At 41.1% G+C, this 12864-nt stretch carries 13 protein-coding genes; 10 read left to right on the top strand and 3 right to left on the bottom strand.

All coding sequences use genetic code 11. From position 1 onward, the window contains the following. Positions 1-71 precede the first annotated feature (71 nt). Positions 72-596 (bottom strand): DinB family protein, encoded by a 525-nt coding sequence (locus M654_RS22865; protein ID WP_026585628.1) that lies wholly within the window; start codon positions 594-596, stop codon positions 72-74. A 246-nt stretch (positions 597-842) separates the two neighbouring features. Between M654_RS22865 and M654_RS22860 the strand changes: the two genes are divergently transcribed. Genes M654_RS22860 through M654_RS22840 form a run of 5 tightly spaced genes read left to right on the top strand, consistent with a single transcriptional unit; the run spans position 843 to position 5110 of the window. Continuing rightward, complete coding sequence (locus M654_RS22860; RefSeq protein ID WP_026585629.1) at positions 843-1547, top strand: lantibiotic protection ABC transporter ATP-binding protein; 705 nt, start codon at positions 843-845, stop codon at positions 1545-1547. An 11-nt stretch (positions 1548-1558) separates the two neighbouring features. Beyond that, positions 1559-2317 carry a lantibiotic immunity ABC transporter MutE/EpiE family permease subunit gene (locus M654_RS22855; RefSeq protein WP_026585630.1) on the top strand — a complete coding sequence of 253 codons (759 nt, stop codon included), beginning with the start codon at positions 1559-1561 and terminating at the stop codon, positions 2315-2317. Beyond that, positions 2317-3084: a lantibiotic immunity ABC transporter MutG family permease subunit gene (locus tag M654_RS22850; RefSeq protein ID WP_026585631.1), complete on the top strand. Its 768-nt coding sequence runs from the start codon at positions 2317-2319 to the stop codon at positions 3082-3084. The genes M654_RS22855 and M654_RS22850 overlap by 1 nt, the downstream gene beginning before the upstream one ends. A gap of 14 nt (positions 3085-3098) precedes the next feature. Further along, a complete protein-coding gene (locus M654_RS22845) occupies positions 3099-3767 on the top strand; it encodes a response regulator transcription factor (RefSeq protein WP_026585632.1) in 669 nt (222 codons plus the stop codon). Then, positions 3758-5110 carry a sensor histidine kinase gene (locus tag M654_RS22840; protein WP_026585633.1) on the top strand — a complete coding sequence of 451 codons (1353 nt, stop codon included), beginning with the start codon at positions 3758-3760 and terminating at the stop codon, positions 5108-5110. Before M654_RS22845 ends, M654_RS22840 begins: the two co-directional genes overlap by 10 nt. A 62-nt stretch (positions 5111-5172) precedes the next feature. Here the strand turns inward: M654_RS22840 and M654_RS22835 are convergent, their stop codons facing one another. Beyond that, positions 5173-6912, bottom strand: coding sequence for an ABC transporter ATP-binding protein (locus M654_RS22835; RefSeq protein WP_026585634.1), 1740 nt, complete (start codon positions 6910-6912; stop codon positions 5173-5175). Positions 6913-7079: 167 nt separating this feature from the next. Here M654_RS22835 and M654_RS22830 point away from each other — a divergent pair, with 167 nt between their 5' ends. The 3 genes from M654_RS22830 to M654_RS22820 all read left to right on the top strand — a co-directional run bounded on the left by M654_RS22830 (position 7080) and on the right by M654_RS22820 (position 9620). Then, positions 7080-7724 carry a DsbA family oxidoreductase gene (locus tag M654_RS22830; protein WP_026585635.1) on the top strand — a complete coding sequence of 215 codons (645 nt, stop codon included), beginning with the start codon at positions 7080-7082 and terminating at the stop codon, positions 7722-7724. 206 nt (positions 7725-7930) lie between these two features. Beyond that, positions 7931-8122, top strand: a complete 192-nt coding sequence (locus tag M654_RS24070) for a hypothetical protein (RefSeq protein ID WP_236251177.1) — start codon at positions 7931-7933, stop codon at positions 8120-8122. A gap of 445 nt (positions 8123-8567) precedes the next feature. Next, positions 8568-9620: a tellurite resistance/C4-dicarboxylate transporter family protein gene (locus M654_RS22820; protein ID WP_026585636.1), complete on the top strand. Its 1053-nt coding sequence runs from the start codon at positions 8568-8570 to the stop codon at positions 9618-9620. Positions 9621-9908: 288 nt separating this feature from the next. Here the strand turns inward: M654_RS22820 and M654_RS22815 are convergent, their stop codons facing one another. Next, positions 9909-10601, bottom strand: coding sequence for an aspartate/glutamate racemase family protein (locus M654_RS22815; RefSeq protein ID WP_026585637.1), 693 nt, complete (start codon positions 10599-10601; stop codon positions 9909-9911). Positions 10602-11056: 455 nt separating this feature from the next. Between M654_RS22815 and M654_RS22810 the strand changes: the two genes are divergently transcribed. Continuing rightward, complete coding sequence (locus M654_RS22810; protein WP_026585638.1) at positions 11057-11881, top strand: pentapeptide repeat-containing protein; 825 nt, start codon at positions 11057-11059, stop codon at positions 11879-11881. 38 nt (positions 11882-11919) lie between these two features. Then, positions 11920-12627, top strand: a complete 708-nt coding sequence (locus M654_RS22805) for a YjjG family noncanonical pyrimidine nucleotidase (RefSeq protein ID WP_026585639.1) — start codon at positions 11920-11922, stop codon at positions 12625-12627. The last annotated feature ends 237 nt before the right edge of the window (positions 12628-12864 follow it).

Raw genomic sequence — 12864 nt, 5'->3', positions numbered from 1 at the left:
TTTGCTTCTTGCAGCCCGACAAATCGAAAAATCTGACATCCGCTCGTTACAGACGCGAGCGGATGTTTTTGTTAGTCCGCCAAAATCCGCAAATAAGCCTTCCAAGGTCCGACATCGTCCTGATACCGCTTTGCCAGCACCCTTGCGATTTGCGAGATGTGAGTGAGGTCGTGGGCCACCCATGTCGAGAGCTGTTCTCTAAGCTTGACGATTCCAAATTCGGGGTGCACTCCCGTTTGTTCGAAGTCGGTTTCTGAATCAACGAGTTGCCGTAATGTCTTCAGGTTCTCCCGGCGGAGCGCCGCAAACTCGCCAAGTAATTGCTCAATGGTCTTCCCGGCGTTTTGCTGCATCTGCCCGACGCGGTCGAAGGGCGGAAATGTTTCCGTTTCTCCTTTTGTCAGGATCATCTCGATCCGCGGAATCCAATTGTTTTTTTCACCTTCGATTAAATGTCCCACGACATCAAAGGCGTTCCAGGTACCCTCGCCTTCATCACTGCTGATCCACTCACGCGATAATCTAGTCAGCAACTGACTCAGCGTTTCCGGCGTGCGTTCGAGGATTTCGATTGCTTCATCAAGCTGAAAGTTCATGTTTATGACCTCCTTTAACAATTTAAAATAAAAGCTTTTGGATTAATGAAGCGGTATGGTTTGAATTACATTTTATTTTAATTGATTGTGTGGAAAACAGAAACATAGAGTCGGCTTTTTTCTGACGAATAGAACAACTCAGACAGATGGTTGAACAATTGGTTTAACCATTTTTTTAATGTTGGAAGAGTCTTGATTTTTAATTGCTAAACTCTTTTTATAAAGGCGAAAAGGAGTTATTTGAAGATGAATCATGAGTTTATTTTGCAAACGAGGCACTTAACCAAGAAATACAAAAAGTCGATTGTTTTAAACGGTGTATCAATGAATGTAAGAAAGAACACTGTTTACGGCCTGCTGGGGCCAAATGGGGCAGGTAAGTCAACGACGCTAAAAATAATATCCGGTTTGCTCAAACAAACATCAGGAGAGGTAATTTTCAATGGAAATCAGTGGACAAGGAAAGATTTGCTTTATATCGGTTCTTTAATTGAACATGCTCCGCTTTATGGGAATTTAACTGCTATAGAAAATCTTGAGGTGATAAATACGATTCTCGGCCTGCCAAAAGAGCGAATTCAGGAGGTTCTTCAAATTGTTGGGTTAACAAATACGGGAAGTAAAAAAGTGATGAATTTTTCTATGGGAATGAAACAACGACTTGGCATTGCCCTTGCCATTTTGAATCGTCCCAAGTTATTAATTTTAGATGAGCCTACTAATGGATTGGATCCTATTGGGATTCAAGAATTAAGAGAATTGATCGCTTCATTTCCGAAGCAGGGAATGACCGTTCTTTTATCCAGCCACTTGTTATCGGAAGTTGAACATTTAGCTGATGATGTCGGCATTATCAGCAATGGAATACTCGGTTATGAAGGTAAATATCATTCATATGATAACTTAGAAAATCTATTTACAGATGTTGTGCGAAAGCATAGAGCCCGATAGGAGGTTGCCGAATGTATTTATATTTAAAATCAGAAATCATAAAAACAAAAAGAACAATGATTAGAAAAATGTTGTTGGTGATACCCCTAATATGTTCCATTCTTGCACTAGGTTTTAATTTTCTAGGCGGTCCGGAGATCGTAAGGCTGAGTGCAGAAACGATCATTAATCATTGGGGAATATTATGGCTATCCGTGTTTGCAGCCCTTTCCACTGGGCTTTTAAATCATCTCGAAAAAAAATCGACGAATTTTAAAACGATTATTGGCTTACCCATAGATCTTCAAAAAAAGGAAATGAGCAGAGTTTTATTGACAACTGGATTAATGGGGCTAGGGTCTCTTCTGTTAATCATTTTTATCATCCTAACGAGTTTGCTGGTTAAGACAAGTCCATACTTGGTTTCACTTGCCTCTTGTATTTTAGCGGTGATCCTGATGTTTATCACTTCACTATGGCAGATCCCGTTTTGCTTGTGGCTTTCTAGAAAAACGAATCTTTTTATCACCTTACTGTTAAATAGCATGCTTCATTTAAATCTAGGTTCAGTTTTTGCCCCTACGGAATATTGGTGGTTTGTTCCATACAGCTGGCATTTAAGAGTGCAAATGCCGTTAACGAAACTGCACTCAAACGGAATCCCTTTGCCGCAAAATGACGAACTTCTGAGCTATTCAGTAATTCCAACCGCTCTAGTTTTAAGCATTACACTTTTTACTATCCTTACTTTGATTACGGTTAAGTCGTTTAATAAACTTGAGGTGAACTAATGCTGCAATTTTACAGATGTTTGCTGGGCGAATGTAAAAAAAGAAAGCGAAGTATATTTTTATTATCCCACTTAAGCATTCCGCTCGTTTTATCTGGTGCTTTGGTGATGTACTTCTTATTCAGGAATGTACCCGTAGGTGCGGAAGCAAGCTATCTCATTTTTTTCGAATTAATTGGAGTCGGTACACCGGTCATCATTTCGATTATTTGCGGGCTGGTGGCCGATTCTGAAAATGAGGCAGGCCATTTTCAAAATATACTTGGATTGATTCAGAGCAGGACCGTTTCATTCATCAGTCAAACAACAATGATGATATTCTTTTATACTGCTGCACTGTTTTTAACAATATCAATCTATACCCTGGCTCTGAAACAACTGGCCGGCGTCGATGAGGTTGACCTTTCTCTCTACTATGTAACAGGTATGATTTTTGCAGGAGCTTCCATCTTTCAATATTTCTTCTATCAAGTCGTTGGTTATAATTATGGGATAGGGATGTGCAGTATATCCGGGTTTGGAGGAGTGATAATCACCGCTCTTTGCTTGACCACAATAGGAGATAAAATCTGGTGGCTCCTGCCTTGGGCGTGGGCAAACCGATTCGGAGAATATGTAACGGAGTATTTGAAAATCAAAGATGTAAAACCGGTGGGTAATCCCACAATTCTAATGGGAGGTTATTCTTTTTTACTTATGACAACAGGCATAATTCTACTAAGTATCGTTTGGATAAATAGGTGGTCAGGTAGGAAAACAAACGATTAAAGGGTGGTTCAAATATGGCCAAAATCTTGGCGATTGATGATGATGCTGCAATTCTAAGACTGATCAGGAAAATGCTGAGCTTAAAAAAACATGAGGTTACAACTTTGCAAAGTATAAAAGATATGACGATAGAGGAATTGAATCAATATCACCTCATTTTATTAGATGTCATGATGCCGGATGAAGATGGATTTAAAATTTGTGAGAAGATGAGGTCTTTAATTGATATACCGATCATCTTTATGACTGCCAAAAGTGATGAATCTTCAATAATTAAAGGTTTATCCATTGGCGGAGATGATTATATTGTAAAGCCATTCAGCATTCATGAAGTGAATGCCCGTATTGAGGCCCATTTAAGGCGGGAGGCAAGACCGAAAAAGGGGGTTAAAAGTGTATTTATCGATGGTGACATTCTGATTGATTTAGAAGCGAAAAAAGTAATGATCAAAGGGGAGGAAGTAAGCTTTACTAAAACTCAATACAAAATTTGTGAACTACTTGCATTACACAAAGGGAAAATCTTTTCCAAAGAAGATATCTATGAGTCTGTCTATTCAATAGAAAGCGATTCTCAAATTTCAACGGTTGTTGAACATATCAGAGTCATAAGGAAAAAAATTGCCCAGTTCAATTTAGCCCCCATCAGTACGGTCTGGGGTGTGGGGTACATATGGGAATAAGGAATACGTTATCGGCTTATTTTGTTAAATGGATCATAAAATTAGGTTTTGCAGGTTTGTTAATGTTGGCTCTGAATATCGGGTTCGTAACTTGGGGACTCAATCATCAACTTTTTCTCCCGGCGAACGAACCGATAAAAAAAGCGGAAAACATACAGAGTAAAGTTGAAAGCGCCGATTATATTGATCCCAGCATCATTCCTCCAGAACTGGATTACGCCGTTTTCAATAAGCAAACAAACAAAATCGTAAAGAGTAATATGAGCTCAAGAAATAAAGTAAAAGCAAGAGAAGCTTATCAGCATCCTAGTCAGGATAACATGAGCTCCTTTATAAGGTATGACAGTCGCTATGAAACGATTTTGATTCATTATAGTTTAAAAATTCAATTCGCCAATATTGAATTAAGAAGGGTATTTCCGAACCCTGGCGTATGGCTATCCGTTTTTTCAATCTTAATTTATTGTGTTTATTTAGTTTGGCATATCAGAAGTTTTTCTCGAATGATTGTCCAAGAAAACCAAAAGCTTATCCAAGTAGCCCGTAAAATAAAAGAAAGAGACTTAAATATCGAATTTCCGCGAGTTCGGTTTAATGAGTACAAAGATGTAATGGGCGCAATGGAGAGTTTATCAAAAGCGCTTGTTAAATCCATTCAGAAGGAAATTGAGATTACCAATTCAAAGGCAGAACAGATCAGTTATTTAATCCACGATATAAAAATTCCGCTGACTGTGATAAAAGGGAATATAGAACTTTTGGAAGCAATGGGAGATGAGGACGAGAAGGAAAATTTTAGCGACATTATGAATTCTATACAGCAGATTGAACGATACATTCAGGAAGTGATCGATATCAACCTGGACAACAAACAAGCCAATACGAATATGGAAGAAGTATCGGTAACCGATTTCTTATGCAAGCTAAAAGCCGAAGTTAAAAGCTTGGGCAATAATATCATTGTCGAAGATTGGACACATAAAGAGGCTAGCCTTTATATAGACGTCATCCTGCTTATTCGAGCAATCAATAATATTGTATTAAACGGAATAGAAAGAACACCGCCGCCTAAAAAAGTGCAAATGATCGTCAAGCAGGATAAAGACCATATTCAATTTGTTATCATCGATCAAGGACCCGGTTTTTCGGAAGAAGCTCTAAAAAAAGGTACTGAACTTTTTTACACCGAAAACTTTGGACGGACGAATAACAGCCATTATGGATTGGGATTAACGTTTACCGAAAAGGTCATCAAGCAGCATAATGGAAGAATGAAGCTTGATAATAATGCTAACAACAACGGAGAGGTATTGGTGGAGATACCTGTTCTTTCGAAGGATTAATCAAAAAATCATAAAGGAGTCCCGCATTTATCAATTGAAACTCCTTTATATTCGAGGAAAACCTACGTCAACTGCCGCTCCGCAAACTCCCGATACAGCGCATGCGAAGCAACCAGCTCATGATGCCGTCCCATCCCGGTAATCTCGCCTTTTTCGATAAACAAAATTTGATCCGCGTTTACAATCGTCGAGAGGCGGTGAGCGATGACGAAGGTTGTGCGTCCTTTCATGAGGCGGGTGAGGGCCTGCTGGACAATGCCTTCGGACTGGCTGTCAAGGCTGGCTGTCGCTTCGTCCATCATTAAAATTTTCGGATCGCGCAGGAAGGCGCGGGCGATAGCGATGCGCTGTCTCTGTCCGCCTGAGAGCTTGACGCCGCGTTCACCGACTTCTGTATCCAGCTGGTTTGGAAACTGTTTGATGAATTCAGCGGCAAAGGCCATTTCTGCGACTTCCCATAGCTTCTGATCGTCAATTTCGCCGGCGTTGTCCAATCCGTAGCAAAGGTTCTCACGGATTGTCCCCGCCATCATCGGGCTGTCTTGGGAGACGTAGCCGATTTGGCTGCGCCACGATTTCATCGACAGTTCGTGAATGGGTGTGTCTCCGATTTTAATCACGCCTGAATCCGGTTCATAAAAGCGTTCGAGCAGGCCGAACATCGTTGTTTTCCCGCCGCCGCTCGGACCGACAAAGGCGATCATTTGCCCGGGTTCGACATCAAAGGAGATATTGCGCAGGACGGGTTCATCATGGCTGTAGGAGAAAGAAACATGTTCAACGCGTATCGGCTGATTCGCAATATCGCGTTCGATCCCTTTCTGTCCTGCCTCTTCTTCCGTATTGAGAATGTCGACAATCCGTTCTGTGGCGCCTTTTGCTTTTTGCAGCTGAGTAAAAAACATTGTAAATGATGTAATCGGAAAAATGATTTGAAAGAGATAAAGCAAAAACGCGATAAGCGAGCCTGCCGACATCGTTCCGTCGGCGACGCGGATGCCGCCATAGCCGATGATAGCAACGATGACAATCATGATCACAAGGTGCATGAACGGAGAGACGAGCGCAAAAATACGGGCTTCTTTCAAGCCGTATTCAAACAGCTTTGAAATCCCTGATAACCCTTTCATTTTTTCTGTCTCCTCCGCGTTGGATGCTTTCATCAGTCTGATTTCGCTTAATGTCTGCTGGACATTCCCCGTAAAGGCGGCGGTTTCATCCTGCATCGTTTTCGAGATGTTGTGCATCTTCATACCAAGCGGGATCATAATCACGGTTGTAATCGGAACGGCAATCAGCATGAGGAGCGTCATTTTCCAGTCCATGATCAGCAAAATGACAACGGCTCCGATAATCGTGATCATCCCTGAAATGAATTGCGGAAAATGGTCGGATATTAAGTCTTCCACGATGCCGGTATCATTGACAACGCGGCTGACGGTTTCGCCGCTCGTCTTTTCGTCAAAGTACCGAACGGGGAGTCGCAGCAATTTAAACCACATCCGCTCACGCAAGGAAGCGACGACTTTTTGCCCGGCATAGGCAAGAAAATAGGTGGAAAACCCGTCGCAAATCGCTTGAATGATAAAAACGAGCGCGAGGATTCCCGCTAAGGCGATGTTGATCGATTGGGCGGAAAAGCCGTCAACCATTTCCCTCGTTAAAAGCGGGATGGACAGCCCCACCAATGTCGTAATCAGGCTTGTGCTTAAGCCGATTGCTAATGCGAGTTTAGGGACGTTGGATGAGAGAATCAATGAGAAGAACGGTTTTATGCTGGTTGGTTTGTTCTCTGTTTTCATTTGCTTGCCTCCTTTCTGTAACGAATCATACTACGAGATAGGCGGCAAAAGGTTTCCAAGCCTGCCGTTTTTTTATTTAACTTTAAGGTTGACAGATGAAAGAGGTGTAACTATTATTATTACATAATGTAACTTGTGTAGTTACAAATGAGAAAGGAACAAAAAACATGACCTTGAACATTAAAGTCTATTCAGATTACGTCTGCCCGTTTTGTTTTCTGGGAAAAGACCAGTTTGAGAAAGCGACCGAAGGGAAGGATGTTGAAGTCGAGTGGCTGCCGTTCGAGCTGAGGCCGCGTCCAACGGAGCAGCTTGATCCTTTAAACGATCCGTCAAAATTGGCGATGTGGGACGGCGCCATTAAGCCGAGAATTGAGGCGTGGGGCGTCGATATGAAGCTCCCGAATGTCTCCCCGCATCCTTATACAGATTTGGCCCATGAAGGCTGCCACTTTGCGAAAGAGCATGGCAAAGAAAAAGCGTACAATGACCGGGTCTACAAAGCGTTTTTCCAAGAAGACCAAAATATCGGCGATATCGATGTGTTAACAACACTCGCTAAAGAAGCGGGACTGGATGAACAGGCATTTCATGACGCTTTGGCTGAAAGAAAGTATCAAGACGTACAGCGGCAGGCGCTAAGGCATGCCTATGAAGAAGCCGGAATTACAGCCGTCCCGACTTTTATCATCGGCAATGAGCGGATCGCCGGAGCTGCATCTCAAGAGGTGTTTGAACAGGTGATTGAAAAGGAAAGCAAACAAAAGTCTGTTGACGGCTTGCGGTGCGATCTTGACGGAAACAGCTGCTAAGCCGGAATATGATCGATTTGAAGAACCCTTTAACAGGGTTCTTTTTTATACAGGAAGGAAGAGAGAAGACACGGTAAGGAGCTTCCGCTGGGGAGTTTTCGGGATCAAACAGAAGAAGGTTTGATTGATATCGACGAGATTGATCAAGGGTACGAAATGGCCAGAACAATATGCAGCAAACTATTTGTATATGAGGCAACGGCTGTTTGCATCAGCCCGGAAATGACATTAGGGCGTTATTCAACTATACCAATTTAAATATTGCCGAGGACGAAGATATTGAAGTTTACTCTTGCTGGGGCGGTGAGGAAGACAGAGAAAAAGACGATCGCTTAGATGTATTCATTCATTTACAGGCTCTGCAGTTAGGCAAACATGTCAAGCTGAATACACAGTAAATGACTTTGGTTTGTTACGAATAAGAATTATCGAAGATTAGTTGTTGTAAATATCATCCAATTACACTATCACCCTTAACTATCTTTATCCTTTGAAACCCGGGAGATTGTTTTTCTTTCAAATGTTTTAATGCTAAATTTGTTATTAGACATGTATGTTAATGATATAACTAACAGTTGTTCGTTTGTATATTTGTTATAATTTTTATATTAATCATCAAGAATGGAATAATTATTTGGAGGATTTTGTTTTAAAAAAGCTTGAATATAGTGTCTTAATGATGGGGGTATCGTTACTGATCTGCGCTTTGATAGAATTTGTTATCGCCTTTACAATTAATAAGCCGCCTGCAGGAAGTTTGGATCTACATTTCTTTTTATTAGTCGAGAAAAACAACATAAAACTAAGTTAAGGTTAGTGAAATAGTGAATTAGGAGTGAGCCTGTGTTACGGTATATAAAAATTCATTTAAAAGATTTATTTCCAGGATATTTTGCACTAGTTATGGCGACTGGTGCCTTGTCTATCGGATCTTACCTTCTTGGTATGACAATCTTTGCAAAGCTTTTGTTATACGTGAATATAGTTGCTTACATTGCTTTATGGGTGCTTACTCTCCTGCGTATTTATTTCTTTTTTCCAAGAATGCTAGTAGATATCACTAGTCATACTCGAGGACCCGGTTTCTTTACGTATGTTGCCGGAACATGTGTGTTCGGTAGTCAGATTATTGTCGTTACTGAACAATATTCAATTGCTGTCTATTTGTGGGTACTTGCAATCCTATTGTGGTTACTTATCATGTACACCTTCTTCACAGCTGTTACGATTAGAAAAAATAAACCTTCTGTCTCAGAGGGAATTAATGGTGCATGGCTAATAGCTGCTGTTGCAACACAGTCTATTTCCATCCTAGGTACGCTTCTTACCCCATATGTAGACAATGTAAAAGTTGCTGTTTTATTTTTTACATTATGTATGTATTTTCTCGGGTGTATGCTTTATTTAAATATTATTACGTTAATTTTTTATCGCTTTACTTTTTTAAAACTTGAATTCTCAGCATTAACACCACCATATTGGATTAATATGGGTGCGGTTGCAATCACAACATTAGCAGGCTCCACCTTAATTCTTCACGCAAAAAGTTGGTCCTTGTTAAGTGAGATTACTCCTTTTTTAAAAGGCTTTACTTTGTTTTTTTGGATTACTGGGACATGGTGGATTCCATTATTATTTATTCTTATGATTTGGAGACATCTGATCAATCGTTATCCACTTTCATATGACCCTCAGCTTTGGGGGATGGTTTTTCCGCTTGCGATGTACACAACAAGTACACTGCAATTATCAAAGGCATTAGACTTCGGTAAATTAATGATAATACCCCATTTTATGGTTTATATCGCAATCACAGCTTGGATTTGTGTGTTTTTTAGTCTACTGCAGCAAATTTATCAAAATGCACGAACCCATTACAAATTAAAAGCTAAATAGAAAGTTAACCTTTAACACAAAAGCTCGTTCGCAACAGAAATTACTGATGTTCACGAGCTTTTCACATATTACACACATAAATTATCAGAGAGCTTACTGACAAATATGTTAGCAGCCTTCTTGTGGTTTATGTTGTTCCCTTTCATCACACTTAAAGCAAAGATAGTCATGGTCTGAGAGTAATACCCCATTAAAAAATCCATTTTCACAATAAATTTCTTTTCCACAGATTTTACATTCACCGATATATTCCCTCAAACTAATACCTCCAATCTACACACTTTAAACTTAATCTAATCGTTCGACGAGAGTAGAGACATGGATAGCTGTTGTGTTGAATTGCGGCAGGGAGGTATCTGCCGGTTTAATAAGCATAGGGTGCTCCGTGCATCCTAAAATTAGACCTTCTATACGGTCCTCGTTTTCCATCCGATTGATAATATTTAGGGAAACTTCTTTAGTGTCCTCATTTACAATCCCGTTTTCCAATTCTTCAACTGTTTTTTCATGGATTAGTGCTTGTTCGTTTTCGGTGGGAACAATTACATTTATACCTGCATTTCGGAAAGGTTTTTTGAAAAAATCGTTTTCCATCGTGAAGCATGTGCCAATTAGTCCTACACTGTTTAGATGATATTGACGGACAGCCTGAACCGTTTCCTCAACAATACTGATCATAGGAAGCCGGGTTTGTTGGTTAACTTGTTCAAACACTATATGTGGAGTATTTGCCGAAATGGCAGCAAGTTCGGCGCCGGCCGCTTCTAATTCATTAACTGCCTTAGTAAGATAATCAATTAAACCTTGAGTGTTGTGTTCATCGATAAACGCAAACACTTTATACATATTGATGCTGTTGATGACAAGATGTGGTAAAACTTTGTTGTTTCCATGTTTTTCTTGGTAGCCATTAATAATAGATTGATAATAATCAACTGTCGATTCGGGCCCTAAACCGCCGACCAAACCGATTTTAGCCATAAAAATCCTCCTTTAAACGTAAGTTCGACTAAATAGATAGGAATAGAAACCTTTAATACCTTAATTTTACTACACATCATTTTAATAGCAAATGAATAACTAACCATTAAGAGAGGATTACCAAAATGAATCGTCTTTTTAGATCCTTATATTTACTCAAAAGGCCATATGATTGCCATCAAAATGGACCGAGCGGATGTTGCGAAGATGTCGTGTATTGCTACTCAATCTTTTCTTTCTTTATCAGTGAAAGCGGAGACTTCAGTCGGGATCATTGCATGATGAAGCGGTACCTCGTCCATGTTCAGCATCTGCGATCCGGCGCCAAGGAGATTGATTTTAGCTGAGATGCAAGCCTTGCACATCACGTGCAAGGCTTGTTTCAATTCCCGATTGTATTTTTTCCAAGATCAGACTATGATTAAGCATAGCCATTTTCAGAAGGAAGTGTAAGTATGAACAACGACAGTATTCCCGGTCATTTAAGAGCGGACTGTGAGAATTGCTTCGGGTTGTGCTGTGTTGCTTTACCTTATGCAAAGTCTGCTGACTTTGCTTTTGATAAAGACGGAGGCGATCCTTGTCCCAATTTGCAGCCGGATTACAGGTGCGGCATCCATCACGATTTGCGGGAAAGAGGGTTTCGGGGCTGTGCTGTTTATGAATGCTTCGGCGCCGGACAAAAGGTATCGCAAGAAGCCTATCAAGGAAACGATTGGCGCGATCACCCGGCATTGGCGGAAGAAATGTTTGCCGTGTTTCCCGTGATGCAGCAGCTTCATGAAATGCTGTATTATCTGAATGAAGCGGTTCATGTAAAAGCGGCCCATCCCATTAAGGAAGATTTGCAGATTGCTATAGAAAAAACGGAATCCCTCACGAATCTGGATCCAGCATCACTTCTTGATCTTGATGTTCCAGGGCATCGGGCGATGGTGAATGACCTGCTTCTCTCGACAAGCGAATTCGTTCGGGCAAAAGCGAAAAAGCAGAACCGGCGGATGAAGATAGGCAGGGGAATCGATATGATCGGTGCCAATTTAAGAGGAGCCGACCTTCGGGGAGCGGATCTCAGAGGGGCGTTTTTGATTGCGGCTGATCTTCGAGGGTCTGATATGAGGATGACGGATCTGATCGGAGCCGATCTGCGAGACGCTGACTTGAGCGGGGCTAATCTTTTGGGAAGCATTTTTCTCACGCAAGCTCAGGTCAATTCGGCTAAGGGTGATCGCAAAACGCAACTACCGCCTGCTTTAAAGAAACCTGGGCATTGGCTGTAGGGCACTGGCCAACAAAAGACAAAAGCGGAGGCATACCTATGAAAACGTATCGCACTTTATTGTTTGATGTCGATGACACACTTTTGGATTTCGGCGCCGCGGAAAACACCGCGCTGCGCCTGCTCTTTGAGGAACAAAACATTCCTTTCACAGATCAAATCAAAGCTGATTACAAAAGAATCAATCAGCATTTATGGCGGTCTTTTGAAGACGGCGGCATCAGCCGCGATGAAGTGATGAATACCCGTTTTTCCCTTTTATTGAAGGAATATGGCTTGGAGGCTGACGGGGCGCTGCTTGAGAAAAAATATCGCGGTTTCCTGGAGGAAGGGCATCAGCTGATAGACGGAGCTTTTGACTTGATCGAGCGCCTGCGCCGGGATTATGATCTGTACATTGTCACCAACGGCGTTTCCAAAACACAGTATAAGCGCCTGCGTGATTCAGGGCTGTACCCAAGTTTTCAGGATATTTTCGTTTCGGAGGACACCGGCTTTCAGAAGCCGATGAAGGAATTCTTTGACTATGTGTTTGCGCGGATCCCTGATTTTTCCCCAGAGCAGGGGCTGATCATCGGCGATTCTTTGACGGCCGATATCAAAGGGGGACGGCTGGCGGGGCTTGATACATGCTGGTTTAATCCAGGCAGAAAAGCGAGTGATCCAGACATTGTTCCGACGTATCAAATCCAGCATCTCGATGAGCTGGAACAGATTTTAAATGTTGAGAGGAAGACGCCTGTTTGAGCATTGTTCAGCAGGCGTTTTTTGTCTGGAATGATCTCAATATTATTCATATTAAAATAATATATTTTTAAACAGTCAATATATCAAAAAAGTGTTCTTCTGAAAAAAACAATTGTATTCACTGGGGAAATTTATTATGATAAAATAAGTAATTTGGAAATAAAACGATTAAATGATAATTTTCAGATTTTTATAACATAATAATGCGGAGTTCCAGATATTTGGCCGTAAAGAGGA

The sequence above is a fragment of the Bacillus sp. NSP9.1 genome (assembly GCF_000465465.2).
Classification (GTDB): Bacteria; Bacillota; Bacilli; order Bacillales; family Bacillaceae; genus Bacillus; species Bacillus sonorensis_A.
Note: the sequence above shows the minus strand (reverse complement) of the source record. Positions and strands in the feature narration are given on the sequence as shown.

Bases quoted from the DNA above. Each gene is read 5' to 3' on its own strand.
- M654_RS22830 (WP_026585635.1), top strand. From the start codon at position 7,080: ATGACCTTGAACATTAAAGTCTATTCAGATTACGTCTGCCCGTTTTGT.
- M654_RS22855 (WP_026585630.1), top strand. From the start codon at position 1,559: ATGTATTTATATTTAAAATCAGAAATCATAAAAACAAAAAGAACAATG.
- M654_RS22810 (WP_026585638.1), top strand. From the start codon at position 11,057: ATGAACAACGACAGTATTCCCGGTCATTTAAGAGCGGACTGTGAGAAT.
- M654_RS22850 (WP_026585631.1), top strand. From the start codon at position 2,317: ATGCTGCAATTTTACAGATGTTTGCTGGGCGAATGTAAAAAAAGAAAG.
- M654_RS22805 (WP_026585639.1), top strand. From the start codon at position 11,920: ATGAAAACGTATCGCACTTTATTGTTTGATGTCGATGACACACTTTTG.
- M654_RS22865 (WP_026585628.1), bottom strand. From the start codon at position 596: ATGAACTTTCAGCTTGATGAAGCAATCGAAATCCTCGAACGCACGCCG.
- M654_RS22835 (WP_026585634.1), bottom strand. From the start codon at position 6,912: ATGAAAACAGAGAACAAACCAACCAGCATAAAACCGTTCTTCTCATTG.
- M654_RS22845 (WP_026585632.1), top strand. From the start codon at position 3,099: ATGGCCAAAATCTTGGCGATTGATGATGATGCTGCAATTCTAAGACTG.
- M654_RS22840 (WP_026585633.1), top strand. From the start codon at position 3,758: ATGGGAATAAGGAATACGTTATCGGCTTATTTTGTTAAATGGATCATA.
- M654_RS22815 (WP_026585637.1), bottom strand. From the start codon at position 10,601: ATGGCTAAAATCGGTTTGGTCGGCGGTTTAGGGCCCGAATCGACAGTT.
- M654_RS22860 (WP_026585629.1), top strand. From the start codon at position 843: ATGAATCATGAGTTTATTTTGCAAACGAGGCACTTAACCAAGAAATAC.